The 23761-nt window shown below is 62.6% G+C and carries 17 protein-coding genes and 1 tRNA gene; 16 read left to right on the top strand and 2 right to left on the bottom strand.

The window, feature by feature from the left end; genetic code table 11:
* Nucleotides 1-23: 23 nt before the first annotated feature.
* Nucleotides 24-1076, top strand: coding sequence for a GTPase ObgE (obgE, locus tag C0R07_RS12580; RefSeq protein ID WP_046272194.1), 1053 nt, complete (start codon nt 24-26; stop codon nt 1074-1076).
* A gap of 184 nt (nt 1077-1260) precedes the next feature.
* Here obgE and rpsT read toward each other — a convergent pair whose 3' ends face one another.
* Nucleotides 1261-1530, bottom strand: coding sequence for a 30S ribosomal protein S20 (gene rpsT / locus C0R07_RS12575; protein ID WP_019184515.1), 270 nt, complete (start codon nt 1528-1530; stop codon nt 1261-1263).
* Nucleotides 1531-1646: 116 nt separating this feature from the next.
* Between rpsT and murJ the strand changes: the two genes are divergently transcribed.
* The 6 genes from murJ to C0R07_RS12545 all read left to right on the top strand — a co-directional run bounded on the left by murJ (nt 1647) and on the right by C0R07_RS12545 (nt 10712).
* Nucleotides 1647-3251 carry a murein biosynthesis integral membrane protein MurJ gene (gene murJ / locus C0R07_RS12570; protein WP_026069993.1) on the top strand — a complete coding sequence of 535 codons (1605 nt, stop codon included), beginning with the start codon at nt 1647-1649 and terminating at the stop codon, nt 3249-3251.
* A 75-nt stretch (nt 3252-3326) separates the two neighbouring features.
* Nucleotides 3327-4274 carry a bifunctional riboflavin kinase/FAD synthetase gene (locus tag C0R07_RS12565; protein ID WP_102789065.1) on the top strand — a complete coding sequence of 316 codons (948 nt, stop codon included), beginning with the start codon at nt 3327-3329 and terminating at the stop codon, nt 4272-4274.
* Nucleotides 4271-7102: an isoleucine--tRNA ligase gene (gene ileS / locus C0R07_RS12560; RefSeq protein WP_102789064.1), complete on the top strand. Its 2832-nt coding sequence runs from the start codon at nt 4271-4273 to the stop codon at nt 7100-7102. The genes C0R07_RS12565 and ileS overlap by 4 nt, the downstream gene beginning before the upstream one ends.
* Entirely contained in the window at nt 7102-7608 is a 507-nt protein-coding gene (gene lspA, locus C0R07_RS12555) for a signal peptidase II (RefSeq protein WP_070473410.1), read from the top strand. The genes ileS and lspA overlap by 1 nt, the downstream gene beginning before the upstream one ends.
* A gap of 53 nt (nt 7609-7661) precedes the next feature.
* The gene (ispH, locus tag C0R07_RS12550; protein ID WP_019184510.1) at nt 7662-8612 is read left to right on the top strand and encodes a 4-hydroxy-3-methylbut-2-enyl diphosphate reductase; all 951 of its coding nucleotides are present in this window, start codon (nt 7662-7664) and stop codon (nt 8610-8612) included.
* Between the two features lie 219 nt (nt 8613-8831).
* Entirely contained in the window at nt 8832-10712 is a 1881-nt protein-coding gene (locus tag C0R07_RS12545; protein ID WP_070473408.1) for a M61 family metallopeptidase, read from the top strand.
* A gap of 24 nt (nt 10713-10736) precedes the next feature.
* On the opposite strand, the gene treA is transcribed toward C0R07_RS12545, so the two are convergent.
* Nucleotides 10737-12365: an alpha,alpha-trehalase TreA gene (treA, locus tag C0R07_RS12540; protein ID WP_070473406.1), complete on the bottom strand. Its 1629-nt coding sequence runs from the start codon at nt 12363-12365 to the stop codon at nt 10737-10739.
* A gap of 162 nt (nt 12366-12527) precedes the next feature.
* Here treA and C0R07_RS12535 point away from each other — a divergent pair.
* The 9 genes from C0R07_RS12535 (at nt 12528) to C0R07_RS19740 (ending at nt 23615) form a co-directional block, all read left to right on the top strand.
* Nucleotides 12528-12603 (top strand) — tRNA-Thr (locus C0R07_RS12535).
* Between the two features lie 308 nt (nt 12604-12911).
* Complete coding sequence (locus C0R07_RS12530; RefSeq protein WP_254427843.1) at nt 12912-13826, top strand: RHS repeat-associated core domain-containing protein; 915 nt, start codon at nt 12912-12914, stop codon at nt 13824-13826.
* A 16-nt stretch (nt 13827-13842) separates the two neighbouring features.
* Nucleotides 13843-14358, top strand: a complete 516-nt coding sequence (locus C0R07_RS19750) for a hypothetical protein (protein WP_146027608.1) — start codon at nt 13843-13845, stop codon at nt 14356-14358.
* Nucleotides 14359-14812: 454 nt separating this feature from the next.
* A complete protein-coding gene (locus C0R07_RS12520) occupies nt 14813-15109 on the top strand; it encodes an RHS repeat-associated core domain-containing protein (RefSeq protein WP_102789061.1) in 297 nt (98 codons plus the stop codon).
* 296 nt (nt 15110-15405) lie between these two features.
* A complete protein-coding gene (locus C0R07_RS12515) occupies nt 15406-15741 on the top strand; it encodes a hypothetical protein (RefSeq protein WP_102789060.1) in 336 nt (111 codons plus the stop codon).
* A gap of 27 nt (nt 15742-15768) precedes the next feature.
* The gene (locus tag C0R07_RS12510) at nt 15769-21465 is read left to right on the top strand and encodes a wall associated protein (RefSeq protein WP_102789059.1); all 5697 of its coding nucleotides are present in this window, start codon (nt 15769-15771) and stop codon (nt 21463-21465) included.
* Entirely contained in the window at nt 21462-22427 is a 966-nt protein-coding gene (locus C0R07_RS20150) for an RHS repeat domain-containing protein (RefSeq protein WP_102789058.1), read from the top strand. Before C0R07_RS12510 ends, C0R07_RS20150 begins: the two co-directional genes overlap by 4 nt.
* 14 nt (nt 22428-22441) lie before the next feature.
* Nucleotides 22442-22774: a hypothetical protein gene (locus C0R07_RS12500; RefSeq protein ID WP_070473396.1), complete on the top strand. Its 333-nt coding sequence runs from the start codon at nt 22442-22444 to the stop codon at nt 22772-22774.
* 328 nt (nt 22775-23102) lie between these two features.
* Nucleotides 23103-23615 carry a hypothetical protein gene (locus tag C0R07_RS19740; RefSeq protein ID WP_139146373.1) on the top strand — a complete coding sequence of 171 codons (513 nt, stop codon included), beginning with the start codon at nt 23103-23105 and terminating at the stop codon, nt 23613-23615.
* Nucleotides 23616-23761 lie beyond the last annotated feature (146 nt).

The following is a 23761-nucleotide window of genomic DNA, read 5'->3' as shown; positions in this document are numbered from 1 at the left end:
CCTCCAGATTGGCATCCAGAATCATGAAACTTGTAGACGAAGCAGAAATCCAGGTGATCGCCGGCAATGGCGGCAACGGCTGCATCGGTTTCCGTCGCGAGAAGTTCATTCCGCTGGGCGGGCCGGACGGTGGCGACGGCGGTAATGGCGGCAGCGTGTGGATCCGCGCCGACGAGAACCTCAATACCCTGGTCGACTTCCGCCATGACCGCATCTTCAAGGCGCAGCGCGGCGAGAACGGCATGGGCCGCCAGGCCTATGGCAAGGGCGGCGAAGACCTGGTCATCACCGTGCCGGTCGGCACTGTGATCATGAACGTCAGCACCGATGAGGTGATCGGCGACCTGACCGGTCACGGCGACCGCCTGCTGGTCGCCAAGGGCGGCCGTGGTGGCTTGGGCAACATGCACTTCAAGAGCTCCACCAACCGCTCCCCGCGCCAGGCGCTGCCGGGCGAAGAGGGTGAAGAGCGCCTGCTCAAGCTCGAGCTGAAGCTGCTGGCCGACGTGGGCCTGCTGGGCTTCCCGAACGCCGGCAAGAGCACGCTGATCCGCGCGGTCTCCGCCGCGACCCCGAAGGTCGCCGATTACCCGTTCACCACGCTGTACCCCAATCTGGGCGTCGTGCGCGTGGAGAACTACCGCAGCTTCGTGATCGCCGATATTCCCGGCCTGATCGAAGGCGCGGCCGATGGTGCCGGCCTGGGCGCGCAGTTCCTGCGCCACCTGCAGCGCACCCGCCTGCTGCTGCACCTCGTGGACATCTCCCCGATGGAAGGTGGCGTGGAAGGTGTCTCGCCGATCGAGCAGGTCCGGGCGATCGAGCGCGAGCTGGAAAAGCACGACCCGGAGCTGCTGAACAAGCCGCGCTGGCTGGTGCTGAACAAGGCCGACCTGATGTTTGAGGACGAGGCCAAGGCCGCCGCCGAGAAGATCATCGCCGAGCTGGGCTGGACCCAGCCGTGGTACCTGGTCTCGGCCTTGGGCCGTGAAGGCACCTGGCCGATCATGAACAACATCATGGCCTTCTTCGATCGCCAGAAGGAAGACGAGGCGCAAGCGCGCGATGCGTACTGAGCGCACCCGCGCGCCCCTGAGAAACCCGGCTCCGGCCGGGTTTTTCTGTGGTGCCGCCGTCGCCGCCAGCCGGGCTGGACGTCGCAGATCGCAGGCAACAAAAAACCCGGCCGGGGCCGGGCTTTTCTCTGCGGCTGGATCGAAGCCACGCGTGGCGTGGCTCTACGACACCCGCAGCGCCGTATCAGGCGGCCTTGATGGCCTTGATGCGCGCGGTCAGGCGGCTCTTGTGGCGAGCAGCCTTGTTCTTGTGGATCAGACCACGCGAGCTGAAACGGTCGAGGATCGGCTGGGCAACAGCGAAGGCTGCCTCGGCGCCGGCGGCGTCATTGGCATCCAGAGCCTTGATCACCTTCTTGACAGCGGTGCGCAGCATCGAACGCTGAGCCGTATTGCGCGCGTTGCGCACGACGGTCTGCTTGGCGCGCTTCTTGGCGGACTTGATATTGGCCACAGTGGTGGTTTCCTGAAAAATCGGTGTAATGGGAACAGCAAGCTGGAAAGTATGATGGCTCGAAAAATGTACGTCAAGTCAATTGTCAAGAGGGAACACGGGTGAGTTCACCAAGGATGTTGCGGGGCCTGCTGTCTTTCAGCAGCATGACCATGATTTCGCGGGTGTTGGGGCTGGTTCGCGACCTGGTCATCACCACCACGTTCGGCACCAATGCGGTGACCGACGCCTTCTGGGTCGCCTTCCGGGTGCCCAATTTCCTGCGCCGCCTGTTCGCCGAGGGCTCGTTCGCCACCGCCTTCGTCCCGGTGTTCACGGAAGTGAAGGAAACCCGCTCGCACGCCGAACTGCGCGAGCTGATGTCGCGGGTGGCCGGCACCTTGGGCGGGGTCCTGCTGCTGGTCACCGCGCTGGCGCTGATCTTCGCGCCCCAGCTGGCGACCCTGTTCTCCAGCGGGGTGGATACCGACCCGGCCAAGCATGGCCTGCTGGTGGACCTGTTCCGGCTGACCTTCCCGTTCCTGCTGTTCGTCTCGCTGACCGCCCTGGCGGGCGGGGCGCTCAACAGTTTCCAGAAGTTCGCGATGCCGGCGCTGACCCCGGTCATCCTCAACCTGTGCATGATCGCCGGTGCGCTGTGGCTGGCCCCGCGGCTGGGTGGTACGCCGGAGAAGCAGATCCTGGCGCTGGGCTGGGCGGTGCTGGCGGCCGGGCTGCTGCAGCTGCTGTTCCAGCTGCCCTCGCTGAAAGGGATCAACCTGCTGACCCTGCCGCGTTGGGGCTGGCGGCATCCGGGCGTGCGCAAGGTGCTGACCCTGATGGTGCCGACCCTGTTCGGTTCTTCGATCGCGCAGATCAACCTGCTGCTCGATACCGTGATCGCCGCCAAGCTGACCGACGGCTCGCAGTCCTGGCTGTCGCTGGCCGACCGCTTCCTGGAGCTGCCGCTGGGCGTGTTCGGGGTGGCGCTGGGCACGGTGATCCTGCCGGCGCTGGCCCGCCACCATGTGAGCACCGACAAGGCCGGCTTCTCCAGTGCGCTGGACTGGGGCCTGCGCACGACCCTGCTGATCGCCGTTCCGGCCATGCTGGGCCTGCTGCTGCTGGCCGAGCCGCTGATCGCCACGGTCTTCCAGTACGGGCGTTTCACCGCCTTCGATACCCGGATGACCGCGCTGTCGGTGTACGGCCTGAGCTTCGCGCTGCCGGCGTTCGCGCTGCTCAAGGTGGTCCTGCCGGCCTTCTACGCCCGCCAGGACACCCGTACCCCGGTCCGCGCCGGCGTGGCCGCGCTGGTGGCCAACATGGTGTTCAACTTCATTCTGCTGGCCGTGCTGTACCAAGTGATGGTGCCCGACGCGCTCAAGGCGCAGGGCGTGTGGGTCGCGCTGGGCAAGCAGCCAGGCCTGCACCTGGCGCTGGGCATTGCCAGCGCGCTGTCCAGTTATCTGAACCTGGGCCTGCTCTGGTACTGGCTGGGCAAGACCGATGTGTATCAGCCCAAGCCGGGCTGGGGCGGCTATGTCACCAAGCTGGGGCTGGCCTGCGTGGCCATGGTGGCGGTGCTGCTGGCCCTGCGTTACGGGATGGCGGACTTCACCGGCATGGACAAATGGCACCGGATCGGCAACCTCGCGCTGCTGGTCGGCGGCGGTGGCCTGACCTACCTGGTGGCCCTGATCGCGATGGGCTTCCGCCCGCGCCACCTGCGGGAGCATTGATCCGGGGGCAGCCCGGCTATACTTCATGGCTATCTCTTGCAAAGCATCGGCCCTGGTGGGCCGCATTCCACGTAGATGAGCAGGCTGTTTAGAAGCGTCGAAGGCGGGCAGTTGTTCCCGCACGGAAGCGTGGTCTGCATCGGCGCATTCGACGGCCTGCACCTGGGTCATCGTGCGTTGGTGCGCCACGCCGTTTCGCGCGCGCGCGCACTGGGCGTGGCCGCCGTGGCAGTGGCCTTCGAGCCGCTGCCGCGCGAGTACTTCGCCCAGGGCGAGCCGCCGCCGCGGTTGACCCTGGCCCGCGACAAGGTCGCGATGCTGCGCGAGCTCGGCGTGGACGCGATCGGCCTGCTGCGCTTCGATGCGCGCATGGCCGCGATGCAGGCCGAGGCGTTCGTCGAGCAGCTGCTGGTCCACCGGCTGAGCGCGCGCGAGGTGTGGATCGGGCCGGAGTTCTGCTTCGGCAACCGCCGCCGCGGCGATCTGGCCCTGCTGCAGGCGATGGGCCGCGAGCGTGGCTTCAGTGCCGACGAGATCGAGCCGGTGGATCTGCACGGTGAGCGCATCTCCAGCACCCGCATCCGCCAGTTGCTGCGCGCCGGTGATTTCAGCCACGCCGGCGATCTGCTGGGCAGGCCGTACACGATTGGGGGCAGGGTAGTGCGCGGCCGCCAGTTGGGCCGTACGCTGGGGTTCCCGACCGCCAACCTGCGCTTCCCGAAGACGCCGGCGCTGTCTGGGATCTATGCCACCTGGGTCCACGGCGTGTTCGACCAGCCGTGGCCCTCGGTCTCCAGCTTCGGGACGCGTCCCACCGTGGAGGGCGTGGAGCCGCTGCTGGAGGCGCACCTGTTTGATTTCCAGGGCGACCTGTACGGTCGCCACATCGATGTCGAATTCGTCGCCAAGTTGCGCGACGAAGAAAAGTTCCACGATCTGGCCGCGTTGACCGACCAGATGCACCGTGACGCCGAACAGGCCCGTCACATCCTTTCCGAACACAGATTGCGAGCCACTGCGTGAGCCAGGACTACAAAGCCACCCTTCATCTGCCGGCAACCGAATTCCCGATGCGCGGCGACCTGCCCAAGCGCGAGCCGGGCATTCTGTCGCGCTGGGAGGACGAGGGCCTTTACGCCCGCCTGCGGGACAACGCGCAGGGCCGCCCGCTGTTCGTGCTGCACGACGGCCCGCCTTACGCCAATGGCCAGATCCACCTGGGCCACGCGGTCAACAAGATCCTCAAGGACATCATCGTCAAGTCGCGCTACCTGGCCGGCTTCGATGCGCCCTACGTCCCGGGCTGGGATTGCCACGGCCTGCCGATCGAGATCGCGGTCGAGAAGAAGTGGGGCAAGGTCGGCGTCAAGCTCGATGCGGTCGCGTTCCGCCAGAAGTGCCGCGAGTTCGCCGAAGAGCAGATCGAACTGCAGCGCCGCGACTTCAAGCGCCTGGGCGTGATCGGCGATTGGGACAACCCGTACAAGACGCTGAGCTTCGATTTCGAAGCCAACGAGATCCGCGCGCTCTCCAAGGTGTTCGCCAACGGTCACATCGTGCGCGGCGCCAAGCCGGTGCACTGGTGCTTCGACTGTGGCTCGGCGCTGGCCGAGGCCGAGATTGAATACCAGGACAAGACCTCGCCGGCGATCGACGTGGCCTACGTGTCGCGTGATTCGCAGCAGCTGGCCGCGCGCTTCGGCGCGACCCTGCCGGCCGATGTCGAGGTCGCGGTGCCGATCTGGACCACCACCCCGTGGACGCTGCCGGCCTCGCTGGCGGTGTCGCTCGGTGCGGAGATCGAGTATGTGCTGGCCGAAGGCCCGGCCCACCACGGCAAGCGCCGTTGGCTGGTGCTGGCCGCCGCACTGGCCGAGCGTTCGCTGCAGCGCTATGGCGTAGACGGCCTGGTCGTGCACGGCCGTGCCACCGGCGCCGCGCTGGAGAACCTGCTGCTGGCCCATCCGTTCTATCCGCAGCGCGACATCCCGCTGCTCAACGGCGCCCACGTCTCCGACGAAGACGGTACCGGTGCGGTGCATACCGCCCCCGGCCACGGCCAGGAAGACTTCGTGGTCAGCCAGCAGTACGGGCTGATGGAGAAGTACAACGCCGGCCAGATCAATCCGGTCGACGGCCGCGGCGTGTACCTGTCCTCGACCCCGCCGGCCGGCGATGTCGAGCTGGCCGGCGTGCACCTGTGGAAGGCGCAGCCGCTGATCGTCGATGTGCTGCGCGCGTCCGGTGCGCTGCTGGCGTATGTCGAGATCGTGCACAGCTACCCGCACTGCTGGCGCCACAAGACCCCGGTCGTGTTCCGTGCCACCCCGCAGTGGTTCATCTCGATGGACAAGGCCAACCTGCGCAGCGATGCGATGGCCGCGATCGACAACGTCGGCTGGTTCCCGAGCTGGGGCAAGGCGCGCATCGGCTCGATGGTCGATGGCCGTCCGGACTGGTGCATCAGCCGCCAGCGCACCTGGGGTGTGCCGATCGCGCTGTTCACCCATCGTGAAACCGGTGAGCCGCACCCGCGTACCGTCGAGCTGATGCAGCAGGTCGCCGACCGCGTGCAGGCCGAAGGCATCGACGTGTGGTACTCCCTGGACAGCGCCGAGCTGCTGGGCGATGAAGCGCCGCAGTACGAGAAGGTCACCGACATCCTCGATGTCTGGTTCGACTCGGGCGTGACCCATGAAGGCGTGCTGCTGGCGCGTGGCTTCGGCAAGCCGGCCGATCTGTACCTGGAAGGCTCGGACCAGCACCGCGGCTGGTTCCAGTCCTCGCTGCTGACCGGCGTGGCCATCGACAAACAGGCCCCGTACAAGCAGTGCCTCACCCACGGCTTCACCGTGGATGAGAAGGGCCGCAAGATGTCCAAGTCACTGGGCAACGGCATCGAGCCGCAGGACATCATGAAGACCCTGGGCGCGGACATCCTGCGCCTGTGGATCGCCTCGGCCGACTACAGCAATGAAATGTCGCTGTCGCAGGAAATCCTCAAGCGAAACGCGGATGCCTACCGGCGCCTGCGCAACACCGCGCGCTTCCTGCTCGGCAACCTGGACGGCTTCGACCCGGCCCAGCATCGGGTGGCCCCGGCCGACATGGTCGCGCTGGACCGCTGGATCGTGCATCGCGCCTTCGAGGTGCAGGAGAAGATCAAGGCGGCGTACACCGGCTACAACATGGCCGAGATCGTGCAGCTGCTGCTGAACTTCTGCAGCGTGGATCTGGGCTCGGTGTATCTGGATGTCACCAAGGACCGCCTGTACACCATGCCGGTGGACTCGCGCGGCCGCCGCTCGGCGCAGACCGCGATGTACCACATCGCCGAAGCGTTCACGCGCTGGATCGCGCCGATCCTGAGCTTCACCGCCGATGAGCTGTGGGGGTACCTGCCGGGCGAGCGCAAGGAGAACGTGCTGTTCGCCACGTGGTACGAGGGCCTGGCCCCGTTGCCGGCCGACGCACCGCTCAACGCGGCCGATTTCGACCAGCTGCTGGCCCTGCGCGAGCAGGTCGCCAAGGTGCTTGAGCCGATGCGCGCCAATGGTGCGATCGGTGCGGCGCTGGAAGCGGAGATCACCGTCGCCGCCGATGCCGAGACCGCCGCGCGCTGGCAGCCGCTGGCCGAGGAGCTGCGCTTCCTGCTGATCAGCGGTGACGTGCAGGTACGCCCGGCGACCACCGATGAGGTGTTCGTCAGCGCCCAGCCGACCGGCAAGCAGAAGTGCGTGCGCTGCTGGCATTACCGCGCCGATGTGGGCTCGGTCGCTGCGCATCCGGAACTGTGTGGCCGCTGCGTGACCAACATCGATGGGGCCGGCGAAGACCGGCGGTGGTTCTGATGGCCGCCGCCCGTCCGCGTCCGAACGCGCTGATCTGGCTGCTGCTCTCGGCGGCGATCATCATCGCCGACCAGTGGAGCAAGGCCTGGGTGCTGTCCAGCCTGCCCGAGTACGAGCCGGTGGTGGTCATCGAGGGCTTCTGGAACTGGTTCCGCACCTATAACACCGGTGCGGCATTCAGCTTCCTGAGCGATGCCGGTGGCTGGCAGCTGTGGTTCTTCACCGCACTGGCAGTGGGCATCAGCGGCCTGATGGCCTACTGGATGTGGGGCACCCCTCGCGGCGCCTGGCGCAGCGCCGTGCCTTACGCGCTGGTGATCGGCGGGGCGATCGGTAACGTGATCGACCGCCTCATGCACGGTCACGTGGTCGATTTCATCCAGTGGCATATCGGGGACCATTACTGGCCCTCGTTCAACATCGCCGACTCGGCGATCGTGGTCGGCGCGGTGGGTATCGCCCTGTTCGGCCTGTTCGACGGCAAGGCTGCCAAAAAAGCGGGATAATTCCCTCCTGTATCCGTAACAACCCGGCTCACGCCGGCCGGAGTATCTGACCGATGGATGTGTTGCTCGCCAATCCGCGTGGTTTCTGTGCCGGTGTCGATCGTGCGATCGAGATCGTCAAGCGCGCGATCGAGACCCTGGGTGCGCCGATCTACGTGCGCCACGAGGTCGTGCACAACCGGTTCGTAGTCGATGACCTCAAGGCCCGCGGTGCAATTTTCGTCGAGGAGCTCGACGAAGTGCCGGACGACAACACGGTGATCTTCAGTGCCCACGGCGTTTCCCAGGCCGTGCGCCAGGAAGCCGACCGACGTGGCCTGAAGGTGTTCGACGCGACCTGCCCGCTGGTCACCAAGGTGCACCTGGAAGTGGCCCGCCACTGTCGCGCCGGCCGCGACGTGGTGCTGATCGGCCACGCCGGGCACCCGGAAGTGGAAGGCACGATGGGGCAGTGGAGCCGCGAGCGCGGCACCGGCCAGATCTACCTGGTGGAAGACGTGGAGGACGTCGCCACGCTGGTCATCGACCAGCCGGAGAACTTCGCCTACACCACCCAGACCACGCTGTCGGTGGATGACACGCGCAGCATCATCGACGCCCTGCGCACCCGCTTCCCGGCGATGCAGGGCCCGAAGAACGACGACATCTGCTACGCCACGCAGAACCGCCAGGACGCCGTGCGCGACCTGGCCAAGCGTTGCGACCTGGTGCTGGTGGTCGGCTCGCCGAACAGCTCCAACTCCAACCGCCTGAGTGAACTGGCGCGCCGTGATGGCGTGGAGTCCTACCTGATCGACGGTGCCGACGAGATCGATCCGGCGTGGGTCGCCGGCAAGAAGCACATCGGCCTGACCGCCGGTGCCTCGGCCCCGCAGGTGCTGGTGGATGGCGTGATCGCGCGGCTGAAGGAACTCGGTGCCACCGGCGTCGGCGAACTGGACGGTGAGCCGGAATCGATGGTGTTCGCGCTGCCGAAGGAACTGCGCCTGCGACTGGTCGACTGACCAGGCATCGCGACGCCACGCATGCCGTGGCGCTGCCCCGGTAGTGCCGGCCGCTGGCCGGCAGCACACCTCGGTTGGCCCGGATCCCATCCGGCAGACAGAACGTCACCGCACTCGGCTGTGCCAATCATGGCCGCAACGCGACGCATGACCTTTGGCCATGGGGCAGGGCGGTAACGCAGGGCTAGGATCGAGGCTTCCCCCGCTGGAGCCTGCCTGATGAAGATGCGTGCCATTGCCCTGTCCGTGTTGCTGGCCGTGTCCGCCACCGGCGTACAGGCGCAGACACCGCCGCCGCAGGATGTGGCCTTCCCCGGCCTGCTGCGCATCGACGTGGACGCACGTGACATCGGCCGACGGATCTTCAAGGTCAAGGCCACGGTGCCGGCCAGACCCGGCCCACTGACCCTGCTGTACCCGCAGTGGTTGCCCGGGGCACATTCACCGAGTGGCCCGATCGACAAGCTCGCCGGCCTGGTCGTCACCGCCAACGGCACGCCGCTGCAGTGGACGCGCGATCCGTACGACGTCTATGCCTTCACCGTGCAGGTGCCGCAGGGCGCCAGCGAAGTGGTGGCCGAGTTCAAGTTCCTCTCTTCGCAGGGCGCCCAGGGGCGCGTGGTGATGACCCCGGACATGCTCAACCTGCAGTGGAATGCCAATTCGCTGTACCCGGCCGGGGTGATCACCCGCAACATCCAGGCGCAGGCCACCGTCACGCTGCCGCCGGGCTGGTCGTACGCCACCGCGCTGGATACCGAGCGCCGCGAGGGTGACACGGTGGTGTTCAAGCCGATCAGCTACGACCACCTGGTCGACTCGCCGCTGTTCGCCGGCCGCCACTTCCAGCGCTTCGATCTGGACCCCGGTGCGAAGGTGCCGGTGCACCTGAATGTCTTCGCCGATGAGGCCAAATCGCTGGCCGCCAAGCCAGAGCAGATCCAGGCGCACCGCGCGCTGGTGCAGCAGATGTACAAGCTCTACGGCGCACGCCACTTCGACCGCTACGAGTTCCTGCTGGCGTTGACCGACAAGCTTGGCGGCATCGGCCTGGAGCATCAGCGCTCCAGTGAGAACAGCGGCGACACCGGCTACTTCACCGAGTGGGACAAGACCTGGCTGGGCCGCGATCTGCTGCCGCACGAGTTCAATCACTCCTGGAACGGCAAGTACCGTCGTGGCGCCGATCTGACCACGGCCAACTTCAACGTGCCGATGGGCGACAGCCTGCTGTGGCTGTACGAAGGCCAGACCCAGTTCTGGGGCCAGGTGCTGGCCGCCCGCTCCGGGCTGTGGAGCCCACAACAGACCCGCGACGTGCTGGCCAATGTGGCGGGCACTTACGATCGTGGTCGCCCGGGCCTGGCCTGGCGCAACCTGCAGGACACCACCAACGACCCGACCATCGCCCAGCGCCGCGCATTGGCCTTCCGCAACTACCAGATGAGCGAGGACTACTACTCCGGCGGCCAGATGGTCTGGCTGGAGGTGGAGGGCAAGCTGCGCGCGCTGACGGGTAACAAGCGCGGGCTGGACGACTTCGCCAAGGCGTTCTTCGGCATGAACGACGGCGACTGGAATGTAAATCCCTACACCTTCGACGAGGTGGTGAGCACGCTCAACGGCGTGGCGCCGTTCAACTGGGCCAGCTTCCTGCGCGAGCGCCTGGACGGGCATGGTCCGCTCACCGGGGGCCTGGAAGCGGCTGGCTGGAAACTGGTGTACACCGATACACCGAACGAGGCGTTCAAGGCACAGGAAACCCGCGGCAAGAACAGCAACCTGCTCTACTCCATCGGAATGTCGGTCAGCGAATCCGGCTACATCGGCGATGTGCTGTGGGACAGCCCGGCCTTCAATGCCGGCCTGACCCCCGGCATGAGCGTGGTCGCGCTCAATGGCCGCGTGTTCAAGGCCGAGCAGTTGAAGGAGGCGATCACCGCGGCCAGGACCGACAAGGCACCGCTGACGCTGCTGGTGAAAAACGTCGATCGCATCGACACGGTGACGCTGGATTACCACGACGGGCTGAAGTACCCGGCGCTGGAGCGCATCGCCGGCAAGCCGGATCGGTTGGCGGAATTGTGGAAGGCGCGCTGATCCCGCGCCGCGGCGGCCGCTGGATCAGTCCGCGGCCTCCACATCCTGCGCGCTGTCGCAGACGCGCTTCGGCGCACACAGCCGATCCAGCAGCGCCAACGTGACCCCGTTGCTCCAGCCGAACCCATCCTGCAGCGGGTATTCGCCGCCACCGCCGCCCGTGGCCGAGCCGTCGACCGCATACTTCTCCACCAGCTTGCCCTTGCGCTCATACACGACCTGCACGGTGTGCAGGAAGCGCACGCCGATCCGGCGGGCGAGGGTGTCCTGCCCATGGCGCTGCAGCCCGTCCACGGCGACCCACTGCAGCGGCGCCCAGCCGTTGGGGGCATCCCATTGCTGGCCGGTTGCCACGGTGGTGGTCAGCAGGCCGCCGTCGCGCAGCAACTGTGTCTCCACCGCCTGGGCGGTACGGCGCGCCTGCGCGCGATCCGCCACGTCCAGCCACAAGGGGAACAGCGCCGCCGCGGTCAGGGCAGGGCGGGTCTGCCCCCGCTCCAGATCGCGGTCGACGTACCAGCCCTGGTCGTCATCCCAGAGCAGCGCGTTGATGGCGTGCCGGCGTGCCTTCGCCTGACGGGTGAAGGCGCGTGCCGCCGTGCGGTCACCGGCCGCCTTGCTGGCGCGGGCCAGCGTGGTTTCCAGATGGAACAGCAGGCTGTTCAGATCGACCGGTACGATCGCGGTGGTGCGGATGCTCGCCAACACGGACGGCTCGGCCAGCCAGCGCGAGCTGAAATCCCAGCCGGACTCCGCGCCGGCGCGCAGATCGCGATAGATCTGTGAGGGCGTGCGCTGCGGTGCCTGCGCAGCCGTGGCCACGTCGTCCATCCAGGATTCGGTGCGCGGCACCGCCCGGTCGTCCCAGTAGCGGTTGAGCAGTTGCCCGTCCGCCAGCCGCACGACGCGTTCGCGCGCCTCCCCCGCTGCCAGCGTTTCCGCGCCGCGCATCCAGAACGCATGCTCGATGCGCAACTGCGGCAGATAGCGGCGGTAGGCCTCATCGCCTTCATGCGTGGCGAGCAGATCCACCATCAGGCTGAAGAAGGGGGGTTGCGAGCGGCTCAGGTAGTAGCTGCGGTTGCCGTTGGGGATATGGCCGTAGCTGTCGAGCTGGAACGCGAAGTTGTCCACCATGTCGCGCACCTGCTGCCAGCGGCCACTGGAGGCCAGCCCGAGCAGGGTGAAGTAGCTGTCCCAGTAGTACACCTCGCGGAAGCGGCCGCCGGGCACCACGTAGGGCTTGGGCAGCGGCAGCAGCGAGCCGTTCGGATCCACGGTGCCGGTGGTGCGGGTCAGCACCGGCCATAGCCCCTCGATGTGCGCGCGCAGCGTCTCGCCCGCTGGCGGCACGTAGGGCTGGGTGTCACCAGGCACTGCGAAGTGCTCGGCTACGAAGGCTGCCAGGTCGAATCCGGGCTGCGTCCTGGCGCGCTGCCACTCGGTCAGGACGGTCGCCGCCGGCTGGCGGGGCACCGCATCGGCGAAGGTCTTCTGATCCTTGAACAGGTGCGCGCCCTGGACCTGCTGGAACAGGGGCTGCCACTGCTGGTCCGGTGTCTGCGGCGTCGGCACCGTGCCTTGTGCCTGCGCGGCGGCGCTCAACAACAGGGATGACAGCAGCAGGCCGGCCAGGCGGGGACAGGGGCGCATGGGATGCCTCCGGAGATGGGGAGCCCACTGTAGGGGCCGGCGCGTCAAGGGCTGGTGCGGCGGCAGCGGGTCGTACCGGGGCATTGGGGCATGGGCGCTTCCATGGTGGGGCGCTTCCCTGATTGACCAAAGTGGTCGACACCCCCTAGAATTCACGACCTCGCCGGAATAGCTCAGTTGGTAGAGCGGCGCATTCGTAATGCGTAGGTCGTAGGTTCGATTCCTATTTCCGGCACCAGATACAGCAAAAAGCCCCGGCCTTGGTCGGGGCTTTTTGTTTGTGGCTCGCTTGGTGGTAGTGCCGGCCGCTGGCCGGCAACCTCAGGTCCGTTCAACGCACCCCGGACTGACATCGGCACCTCGATCCGATCCGGCTTCGCTGGCGCTTAGCGGCAAGGGCGTTGCTCACGTCAGGATGGTGTGGTTGGCCTCAATCGCACCGTTGGATTCCGGGCCGATGGTTCCTGTGCTATCAATACCAGGCCTTGCGTCAAGGCTCTTTCAGGGATTGGAAGGATGCACAGGTTCGGGGAAGCTGCAAGCGGTGTGTCTACCCGCTTCAGGGAAATCGGCGGTCGGCTTCGAAAGCTGGGTGTCATCGGGGGCTGGCTGTGCTGTGCGCTGCTGTGCCTTGGCCTGTCGCCCTGCGCAATCGCACAGACGACGGTCACCTACATACATACCGATGCCCTAGGCTCGGTTGTAGCCAAAAGTGATGCCAATGGCAACGTGATCGAGCGCATCACTTACGAGCCTTATGGCGCTGTCGTAGGTGCGCCGGTTGCTGATGGCCCGGGGTATACGGGGCATGTGAGTAACTCTGCCACTGGCATGAGCTACATGCAGCAGCGGTACATGGATCCGCAGTTGGGGATATTCCTGTCGGTGGACCCGGTAACGGCTTATGACCAGCCCGTGGGGCAGTTCAATCGGTATCGGTATGCGAACTCGAACCCTTACAAGTTCACGGATCCAGACGGGCGGCAGAGCCTGCCGCGTTCGGTCTACGAGACGGATTGGACCAAGCCTGAAACCAGGCAGGCGTTTGGAGAGGCCGTATCGATAGTTGCGGATTTCACTCCGGTCGTTGGTGACGTGAAGGGAGTGGCTGAAGCAGTTGGTGAGCCGACGCCAAGAAACATTCTTGCTGCCACCGTAGGCCTCATTCCTATTGTTGGAGATGTAGCAGGGAAGGCCATCAAGAACGCGGACCATCTGATCGATGCAGCTGGAAAGCTGGAGCGGGTAAAGGGGGGCGCGCGCCAAGGGCGGGTGGAAGGAGACGCAGGCAAGCTATTTGATGCAATCACCGATGGCGGCACTAAGACCTCTGGCGGTCGGGTGAGAATGCCGGACGGAACAGTCATAGGAAGCCACACGTCAAAAACTACTGGCGTGGCGACTATTGACATCAACAAGTCTGGCCAAATTTACAAGATAAGAATCGATGCGCTTAAGTAGGTTCGGGGGTGGAGTGATGATCGACTTTCAGTCAAGCGGCATTGTGGGATACGGCGAGGGTTCTCTCGATGAGCTGGATATTTGTTACCTAGAGAAATACTGGTTGAATCTAGAAGGCTTGGTAAGTTATTGGGCAGGGTTGCTTAATCAGGCTTTCATTATCAATCGCGACGGTCCTGGAGTCCGATGCCAATCAAATATGGAGTGCCGGCCCGGGGGCGTCCTATTTACTGAGGAGGAGTTCCTCGACTTCAAGCGGCTGTCTATTGATCTAGGTGCCAAGAGTTTCGCAGTGATTGAGTATATTGGGCAAAGCGAGTGGGTGGATTTTTCATCTTTATCGTTTTTCCGATTTGCATATCCGCTGGATGTGTCCTGGAGCGAGATGACAAGTTCCTGTCCGATTGCCGATGATGTGTTCATGCGACCCATCAGGGCATTCTTTGTCATTTCCGATAACGGGCGTATCGGTAAGTACGTGGATAGCGACGCATTGCACCCGTATGAGTTGTTCTTTTCTAGTAATTCGTAACGCGTATGTCGTAGGTTTGATTCCTATTTCCGGCACCAGATACATCAAAAAGCCCCGGCCTTGGCCGGGGCTTTTTGTTTGTGGCTCGCTTGGTGGTAGTGCCGGCCAGCGGCCGGCAACCTCAGGTCCGTTCGACGCACCCCGGACTGACATCGGCACCTCGATCCGGTTCGGCCTCGCCGGCGCTTAGCGCCAAGGGCGTTGCTCACGTCAGGATGGTGTGGGTGGCCTCAATCGCCCCGTTGGATTCATGGTGCGTTATTCCTGTGCTATGAATACCCTGCCTTGCTTCAAGCTCTTTCAGGGATTGGAAGGATGCGCAGGATCGGGGAAACGGCGTGTCCACCCGCTTCGGGAGATTTAAGGATCCAGTTCGGAAGCTTGGTGCCGTAGACGCATCGCTATGCTTTGTGCTGTTGCTGGGTCTGGCTGCTGTGCCACCGCAAGCGCACTAATGGTCACCTACATCCATACCGATGCCCTACGCTCGGTTGTAGCCAAAAGTGATGCCAATGGCAACGTGATCGAGCGCATCACTTACGAGCCTTATGGTGCTGTCATAGGTGCGCCGGTTCCTGATGGCCCGGGGTATACGGGGCATGTGAGTGACTCTGCCACTGGCCTGAGCTACATGCAGCAGCGGTATATGGATTCGCAGTTGGGCGTGTTCCTGTCGGTGGATCCGGTGACGACGTATGAGCAGCCGGTCAATCGCCAGCACGGTTCACTCGGCTTGGTCCGTAATGTGTAGGTCGTAGGTCCGATTCCCATTTCCGGCACCAGATACAGCAGAAAGCCCAGGCCTTGGTCGGGGCTTTTTGTTTGGGGATCGTCATGGCTTGGACGTATGGCGTCAACTCCAATTGGCTCGTCTCAGTGCAGCGCGTCTGAGCTCGGGGCTTGCTCGGAAGAGCTATCGAAGCGGAGAGATCGCCGCGCTTGACAGGGGTGAAAGTTAGGTGAATATTGGCGTCGCCTATAACAGGGGATGTACGGATGCAGGACAGGAAGTCAGGCTGCCATAGCGCGGTCAAGGGAGCTGTACGCGTGGGTCTGGCTACGCTGTTGATGGGAGGCAGCGTCGGAGCCGCATATGCCCAGGCGATGCAGCCTTTTCAGGAGTACGACAAGCGCTTGCGCACGGCCGAGCAGGTTGGTGCGCTGAAGTCGGATTTGTTTGGCGACGCGATCAATATGTTCGATCAGAGCGTCGCGTTTGAGCAAACCGACATCGATATTCCTGGCACCAACACGCTTCCGGTGAAGCTGACCCGGAAGCTTGTCATCAGGCCAACGCCGCTTGCGGGTATAGCTCCGCATATTTACGGAGGAGTCGGCGACTGGAACATCGACGTTCCCTACATCTCGGGTGTCTTTGACTAAGCTTACGGATGGAACGTCACGGTTGGCATGCGCAAACCACGCTGTACGGACATTTTCTATCCTTATACGCTTCCACCACATCGCATAGAAGATATCTGGTCCGGGTACTCGGTAAACCTTCCTGGCCAAGGGGCTCGATCGCTCATCGCATTGCCGCCTGCACAATTCAAACCAGACAACCGCCAGGCGAGTGTATGGACGACCAGTGCGCTGGATTCGATCACCTGCACGCCAATGGTTGCTGGCTATGAGGGCGAGGGCTTCGTACTGCAGACAACCGATGGCATCACCTACACGTTCAACATCGGGACCACACGCTACGCAGGCAACATGGGGCAGGACGTCAAGGATGGCGGTGCGCGGCCCCGCGTCGAGGTTTTTCTGCTTGCCAGCCGAATTGAAGATCGTTTTGGAAACTCGGTCGCGATTGCTTACAACAGCAATGGCCACCCCACAAGCATCACTGCGAGCGATGGCCGAGCCATAACGCTCCAGTATGCTAACAATCGACTCGCCAGTGCCAGCGCACATGGTAGAAGCTGGATCTACGCTTACAACGGCGAGTTATTGCAACGCATCGTGCAGCCCGACCAGGCTGCATGGGAAATCAACCATCTGTCGGATATGCGCGTTTCATACATGACCTGGACCGAAGATCCAGGCCCGGGCTGTGGAAACGTCGCACCGCTGTCACCCAAGAGTTACAGCGTACAGATGAAGCACCCATCCGGAGCTGTAGGCACCTTCCGCTTTGATCATCAGCGTCACTATCGCGACGGTGTGCCAAGCGTTCTTTGCCAAGGTGAAGCGGTCAGCGGTTCGGCAGAAAACAACTCTGCCATGGTCCACCATCTGGCCGTACCAATACACTTCGATGTACTGGGGCTGACGCGTAAGACCATCGAAGGTCCCGGACTGCCGGCGCCTCTGGTCTGGAGCTATGAAGGTGCCAACGGTGAAACGGCCCTCTGGTCAGGTGTGGTCCCGCCCTGCACCGCCTGTACTGGTGGAAAGAGCGTCGCCGTCGTGCAGCCGGATGGCAGCGTCCTGCTGGAGCACTACGGAACGGTCTACTCGCGCGATGAGGGCAAACTACTGGGGCGCAGTACGGTGGCGGCCAACGGTACCAAGCTTGAGCAGGAGGATCTGACATATGTAACTTCCGCCCAGGCCAACTCCATGCCGTTTCCCGACCGCTATGGCTCGCGCTGGGGTGGGAATGACGAGTCATCCGTGCTGGTGCGTCCGTTGGCGAAGAAGGTGATTACGCGTGATGGCGTTACCATGTCTTGGAACGTGTCCTCGTTTGATGCGAAGGCCCGCCCGCTGCAGGTAGTGCGCAGTAGCTCGCTGGGCGACAGTCGAACCGACGTGACCGCCTATTACGATGATACGGCGCGTTGGTTGTTAGGACAGACTGCCAAGACCACCAACGTAAACACGGGGCTGGTGGAATCCCAAACGAGTTTCAACGTACTGGGCATGCCGCAGCAGAAGCACCAATTCGGCAAGCTCGTTCAATCGCTGACTTACCACCCCGATGGCAGTGTTGCCAGCTTCGTCGACGGGCGTGGTAACAGCACAGCGTTGAACAACTGGAAGCGCGGGACACCTCAGTCCATTGGATTTGCAGATGGCACTTCGCTCAGTGCCAGCGTAGATGACAATGGCTGGATCCGCGCCGTCACCAATGAACAGGGTTACCAGACCAGCTACGACTACGATGCAATGGGGCGCATCACCGCGAAGACACATGGAGCGGGCGACAGCGTAGCCTGGAATCCGACGACACAGGTCTTTGAGCGGGTGGACGCGGTGGAGCATGGCATCGCATCGGGACACTGGCGGCTGACCAGCAGCACCGGGAACCATCGCAGGTTCACATGGTTCGACGCTCTATGGCGCCCGGTGCTGACCCGTGAGCTTGATGCAACCTTGGCGGAGACGGAGCGCTACCAGCGCTTCACATATGATCATGCTGGGCGAGCCACGTTCCAGTCTTACCCCAGCAGCAGCGCGAGCCCGACCGCCGGCGAATGGAGTGAGTTCGATGCGCTCGGCCGGCCAACATCCATTTCCGCCGATAGCGAGCTGGGGCTCTTGACGACAGTGACTGAGTACTTGTCGGGGCTGCGCGTGCGAACGACCAATCCGCGTGGTCAGAAGTCAGTTACCAGCCATCAGGTGTTTGACAATCCAAACTATGACGCCCCGACTCGTATCGAGCATCCCGCTGGAGCCTTTACCGAAATTGCGCGCGACCGGTTCGGCAAGGTTCTCTCGATCAAGCGGCGTAACGCTGACAGCAGTATCTCGCTGACGCGTTCGTACGTGTATGACAGCTTCCAACAGCTTTGCAAATCAGTGGAGCCCGAATCCGGGGCAACGGTCATGACGTACGACCCGGCAGGCAATCTGTCTTGGAGTGCTGCGGGATTGACATTGAACTCTTTGAGCGATTGCGAAACATCGGTTGCACAATCATCTGGACGGCGTGTGGATCGCAGCTACGACAGTCGCAACCGGCTCAGTCGGCTGACTTTCCCGGACGGCAACGGCAGCCAGGACTGGAGCTACACCGCAGACGGCAAGCCATCGCAGGTAGTTACAGCGAATAGTGGCGGTCGGCAGGTCATCAATACCTATGCTTATAACAAGCGCGGGCTGATAGTCGGTGAAACGATGCAGCAGCAGGGCGTGGGCATATGGACAATGGGCTATGGCTACAACGGCAACGCGGCGCTGGCCAGCCTGCAGTATCCAAGCGGTCAGGTCATCGCTCTGGCGCCGAATGCGTTGGGGCAGGCGACGCAGGCGGGACCTTACGCATCAGGAGCTCGCTATTACCCGAACGGGGGGTTGCGATCATTCACTTATGGGAATGGCATCGTGCGCAACATGGTTCAGAACGCACGGGGCATGCCGGCACGAGCAATTGATACAACCGTCCTCGATACAACCTTCAGCTATGACAGCAACAGTAACGTCACCGCTACGGTGGATGCTGTCGAGCCTGCGAAATCCAGGCAGATGCAGTATGACGCGCTGGATCGCCTGACTTATGCGAAGTCTTCCTCGTTCGGTGGGGATGGTACGTACCGATACACCTACGACGTACTGGACAACATTCGCAGCGCCAAACTCGGTGGTGTAAAGCAGCACAATTACTGGTATGACGCACGTAATCGAATGACGACGGTGAATCTGGATGACGGGAGTGCCGTCATCGGTATCGCCTATGATGCGCAGGGAAATTTGGCAAAAAAGAACGGAGATGTTTTCATTTTCGACTACGGCAATCGTCTGAGGGACGGTGCGGGTCGAGAGGGCTACGCCTACGATGCGCAAGGTCGCCGCGTTGGCAGCTACAGCGCAGCATTGGGCGACATTCTTTCCTTCTACGGAAATGATGGCGTGCTGCGTCGCCAGCACAACAAGCGAACCGGGAAAGAGCTGGAGTACATCAGTCTCGGCGGAAGTTTGGTCGCCGAGTTGGAGAGTCTGGTGGTCCTTGGGACTCCCTCTCTGAGTGGCCCAGCCACGGTAGCCACCGGCACCTACACAGTGAACTGGACCAGCGTTGGCAATGCAAGTCGCTACGAGCTGCATGGCTCCAGCAACGGAGGTGCCTCATGGGCAGCGGTTTACAGCGGTCCGGCTGCCTCCTACACCGTGACGGGCGCTTCCACAGGGGCCCGCTCCTATAGAGTCCGGGCTTGTCAGGGTTCAACCTGTGGCGGCTGGAGCATTGCTCTGGTGGTTCAAGTTCTACCGATACCGTCAAGTGCGCCCGCGCTGGTTGTACCTGCGGCCGGTCTCAACGGAAGCTACACGGTCTCGTGGGCGGCCGTTGCCGGCGCCACGCGTTACGATATCGAGGAGCGGGCGGGCTCAGCTGCATGGAGATCCATTCATGGCGCCAGTAGCACCAGCGTTTCATTGACTGGTCGCGCGGCTGGTGCATATGCGTACCGGGGGCGGGCATGCAATGCCTCCGGCTGCAGCGGCTGGTCAGTAGAACACGCGATGACTGTTATCTACCCTTCTGCCTCCGCGCCTGCCATCACAGCACCGACCAATAGCGGTACGGGTGCGTATACGGTGAGCTGGTCGACAGTGGCGGGCAGCACACGCTACGAACCGCAGGAGCGCCTGGGGGACGGAGCCTGGACCAACATCTCGGCGACGACGGTAGAGTCGCTCGCGGTTTCCGGCAAGCAGACGGGAAGTCACGGGTATCAGGTTCGTGCTTGCAATGCGGCCGGCTGCAGCCCTTGGTCGAACACCGTGACTACGATTGTGCTGCTGCCGCCCGCGGCGGCTCCGGCAATCTCTTTGCCCACCAACAACGGGAGCGGCGAATACCAGGTCACCTGGAATGCCGTCCCGGGTTCGGTAGAGTATGTACTCGAGGAAAGGATCAACGGTGAAAGCTGGATTCAGCTGCAATCGGAGGCGGCCACCCTTTACGCTGCCACAGGCAGGGGCAATGGCGCCTATGGCTACCGCGTGCGCGCCTGCAACAGCAGTGGTTGCAGCGGCTGGTCGGCGGAAAAAACAACTACAGTACTGCGTGCTCCGGTTGGGCCAATCCTCACGACGCCAGCGACTAACAATACCGGGGCATGGATGGTTACATGGCCCGTTGTGTCTACGGCAACGTCGTATCAGCTGGAGGAGAGTGTTAATGGGGCTGCGTGGAAAAGTGCGCAAACCTCCGCCGGCTTGAGCTGGGCCATCACCGGTCGTGGTTCGGCCACCTATGGCTACCGTGCGAAGGCATGCAATACCAGTGGATGCAGTAGCTACTCGGCAACCGTCTCCACGGTGGTAACTCTGCCGCCCAGCAGTGCGCCCTCTCTGACTCTTCCGGGAAGCAGCACCAACGGCGCCTATACGCTCTCTTGGGCGAGTGTAGCGACGGCAACCAGCTACTTGATCGAGCAGCAGTCAAACGGGGGCGCTTGGTCGTCAGTGAAGTCTACGAACGAGCGCAGCATTGCCTTCAGTGGTAAGGGAAATGGCACCTACGGATATCGAGTAAAGGCCTGCAATGATGGCGGTTGTGGCACCTGGTCGCCGACGGCGGCCACCACAGTACTGCTGAAGCCGAGTGGCACGCCGACCCTTACCGCTCCGACCGGCACCAGTGCTGCCTATACGGTTAGTTGGACCACTGTAGCCACCGCAGGCACCTATGTGCTGGAACAGAACATCGACGGTGGGGCGTGGAGCGCGCAGCAGGACACGGCCGCCACCAGTATCGCCCGCGATCCTGCCACCTCCGGTAAGTACGGCTATCGGGTAAAGGCGTGCAACGGTTCTGGCTGCGGAAATTACTCAGCTACCAAGGTAGTGACGGTCCTGAAGCCGCCCCGCGGCACGAATGTGGGCTACGCGCATCAACGCAACTACTACGCGGGGCCGCATAACAGCGAGTACTCCCTGTGCACGGTCAGCTGGTCGTCATCGCCATATGCAGATCGATACGAGCTGAGCGCGCCTGGTGGGCTCAGGCTGCTCTATTCGGGGTCGGCGACATCGGTGACATCGCCGATGTACTCGGCCAGCTATTGTGCGCCCAGCTACATCGTGCGCGCGTGCAACGCAGCAGGCTGTTCGGGATGGTCGCAGCCCTATACCGGCACGTTCGAACAAGAGCCACACCCGGGCGGCGGCGATCCGGGACAGCCGCCACGGAATCCGGGCGAGGTGATCCCATGATGGGGGAAGTGATATTGCACCGGCTGCTGAGGGTGACTGTGCTGAAGGCGCTGGTTCTGTGTGGGCTCGCAATAGCGTCGCTACCTGCGCAGGGACAAACGGTCACTTACATCCATACCGATGCCTTGGGCTCGGTAGTGGCCAAGAGCGATGCCAATGGCAACGTGATCGAGCGCATCACCTACGAGCCATATGGCGCTGTCGTAGGTGCGCCGGTTGCTGATGGCCCGGGCTACACAGGGCATGTGAGCGACTCTGCGACTGGCCTCAGCTACATGCAGCAGCGGTACATGGATCCGCAGTTGGAGATGTTCCTGTCTGTGGACCCGGTCACACCACACGACAATCCTGGATCGTCCTTCAACCGATACAAATACGCTGCAAACAATCCTTACCGGTTTAATGACCCTGACGGTCGTCAGGAGCGTGCAGCCGAGCGACACGCTGACTCGGTAGCAAGCGATCCTGCCGCGTACAACACATTTGGTCCCGCGGCCCTCGTGTTGACCTACGCGATAATTCGAGCAACTCCCTTCGTTGGTCCTGCTGCCGCCTCGTTGATGTCAGGCGCGATCGACTCTGCACAACAGTCTCGGGCAGTACCCGCACCAACAGCAGCGGCGTCAACATCTGCTTCAGTTGCCGCTCCAGCACCTGCTTCCTCTCCAAATTTTGTTGTCTCATCAAATGGAACGACGTTTCCTGTGCCCCCAGGCTCAACAGGACCCTCTCCAGTGAAAAATCCGGAGGGGAAGCAAACCGGTGTCGCCTTTACAGGTGGCGCGGGGGGCGCCAACCGACAAGTGGCAACCATGCGGATGATGGATCCGACGCCGTCGAAGGGGGCCAGTCCCGGATACCCGGCGGGCTACATCAAATATGAGAACGCAGGTAAGCAAGGTGTTGATCCATATTCAGGAAAGACCCTGCCCAATTCCAAGTCGCATTTTCCAATCAAGTAGCGTGAGAAACGTCCATGAACGAGCATCGATCAGACACTTTTCAACATCTAAAAGGCAAGTATGTAACGTTGACCGTCGAGGATGAGCAGCTTCGGGTTGGAACTGATGATGGATGGTCGCTTCATATTTATAACGGATACACGCTCTCCTCCGGCGAGTGGGTGGGCGCACTGACACATGCGTCGCTCCGATTGAAGTTGGTCGATTGCCTGGTCGATGACGTCAAAATGACCATGATGTTTTCGGGCGATAAATTTCTCACCGTCGACTTGACGGACGACGGGTACTCCGGGCCGGAGGCCATGCAGCTGAACGGGCCTGACGGTAGCATCGTTATCTGGGGCTGAGCCTGCTTCTTCAGATAATGATGAATAGCGCATTTATGAAGATAATGAAATGGCAAGGACGGACGCATCTTAGCTGCATGCGGTTTCAGTGAACTTGCCCGTGCGTGGGCTCGGTGACGGCTTATCAGAAGCCGGTTGATCAGTTCAATCGCTATCGGTATGCGAATGGCAATCCTTACGGGTTCACTGATCCGGATGGGCGGCAGGCACTTAAGATGCCTATTTCTTGCATTATCACTTTGCCTTTAGATAATCGTGGCGGGAACATCCAGCAAAACGAAGACTCATCACGGGGGGCGGGGCGGGACTAGATATGATGACTGGTTGTTTGCCGAAGCTGAAGTTGCTCTCGGTTCTGTCGGATGCGCAACCGCCGGACAATCCGATTATTGCCAATGACTGTGCGGGGATTGCATTTGACAGAAATCGATATGCGGATCTTGCCCCGACAGACGTTTGGAATGCCTGGTTGGATGTGCATATACGCCAGTCCTGCTCATCTAGCGCCATAGGGATTGCGTCCTTTGAAGACCTGGCTGCCGGCAAAGAAGAATGCAGCGTGGAGCCCGATCTTGACTCGCTGCGCCGATATTGGATGGAAGGTGAGCGGTTTCTGCGCGATCACTACCTTTTTTCGTCCTCGTTCAACTGGGTGGTTCGCCTCGATCAGGACGTGACACTGTTTGCGGCAGAGCGAGATTTCATGCGCGAGGTAATCGACCGTCTTCATGGTTTGAACGGTGTCTTGGATCGAATGATCGAGGATTTTGAACCTGGAGAAGGCGATCCGGTTGGGTTGCGAAGATTTCTGTCTGACATCACAGATGAGCTGCGCCGTTGACATGCTCGTAAGTGCCTTGCGATAAGTTTGTCGATGAGACTTCGATGCCCGATGGCGCATCTGTACATGCTGCATTTTGAAGTTCAACCGTATCTATTCAGCAGGTCATGCAGCCAGCGTCAGCTTGGCAGCAGGCTCAATATTCT

Source organism: Stenotrophomonas bentonitica, from assembly GCF_002887735.1.
GTDB lineage: Bacteria > Pseudomonadota > Gammaproteobacteria > Xanthomonadales > Xanthomonadaceae > Stenotrophomonas > Stenotrophomonas bentonitica_A.
Note: the sequence above shows the minus strand (reverse complement) of the source record. Positions and strands in the feature narration are given on the sequence as shown.

What these genes read in the sequence shown, in the direction of transcription:
- C0R07_RS12520 (WP_102789061.1), top strand. Translation starts at nt 14,813, where the DNA reads ATGGTCACCTACATCCATACCGATGCCCTACGCTCGGTTGTAGCCAAA.
- C0R07_RS12545 (WP_070473408.1), top strand. Translation starts at nt 8,832, where the DNA reads ATGAAGATGCGTGCCATTGCCCTGTCCGTGTTGCTGGCCGTGTCCGCC.
- C0R07_RS12510 (WP_102789059.1), top strand. Translation starts at nt 15,769, where the DNA reads ATGCGCAAACCACGCTGTACGGACATTTTCTATCCTTATACGCTTCCA.
- C0R07_RS19750 (WP_146027608.1), top strand. Translation starts at nt 13,843, where the DNA reads ATGATCGACTTTCAGTCAAGCGGCATTGTGGGATACGGCGAGGGTTCT.
- treA (WP_070473406.1), bottom strand. Translation starts at nt 12,365, where the DNA reads ATGCGCCCCTGTCCCCGCCTGGCCGGCCTGCTGCTGTCATCCCTGTTG.
- C0R07_RS12500 (WP_070473396.1), top strand. Translation starts at nt 22,442, where the DNA reads ATGAACGAGCATCGATCAGACACTTTTCAACATCTAAAAGGCAAGTAT.
- C0R07_RS20150 (WP_102789058.1), top strand. Translation starts at nt 21,462, where the DNA reads ATGATGGGGGAAGTGATATTGCACCGGCTGCTGAGGGTGACTGTGCTG.
- lspA (WP_070473410.1), top strand. Translation starts at nt 7,102, where the DNA reads ATGGCCGCCGCCCGTCCGCGTCCGAACGCGCTGATCTGGCTGCTGCTC.
- murJ (WP_026069993.1), top strand. Translation starts at nt 1,647, where the DNA reads ATGTTGCGGGGCCTGCTGTCTTTCAGCAGCATGACCATGATTTCGCGG.
- ispH (WP_019184510.1), top strand. Translation starts at nt 7,662, where the DNA reads ATGGATGTGTTGCTCGCCAATCCGCGTGGTTTCTGTGCCGGTGTCGAT.
- obgE (WP_046272194.1), top strand. Translation starts at nt 24, where the DNA reads ATGAAACTTGTAGACGAAGCAGAAATCCAGGTGATCGCCGGCAATGGC.
- C0R07_RS12565 (WP_102789065.1), top strand. Translation starts at nt 3,327, where the DNA reads ATGAGCAGGCTGTTTAGAAGCGTCGAAGGCGGGCAGTTGTTCCCGCAC.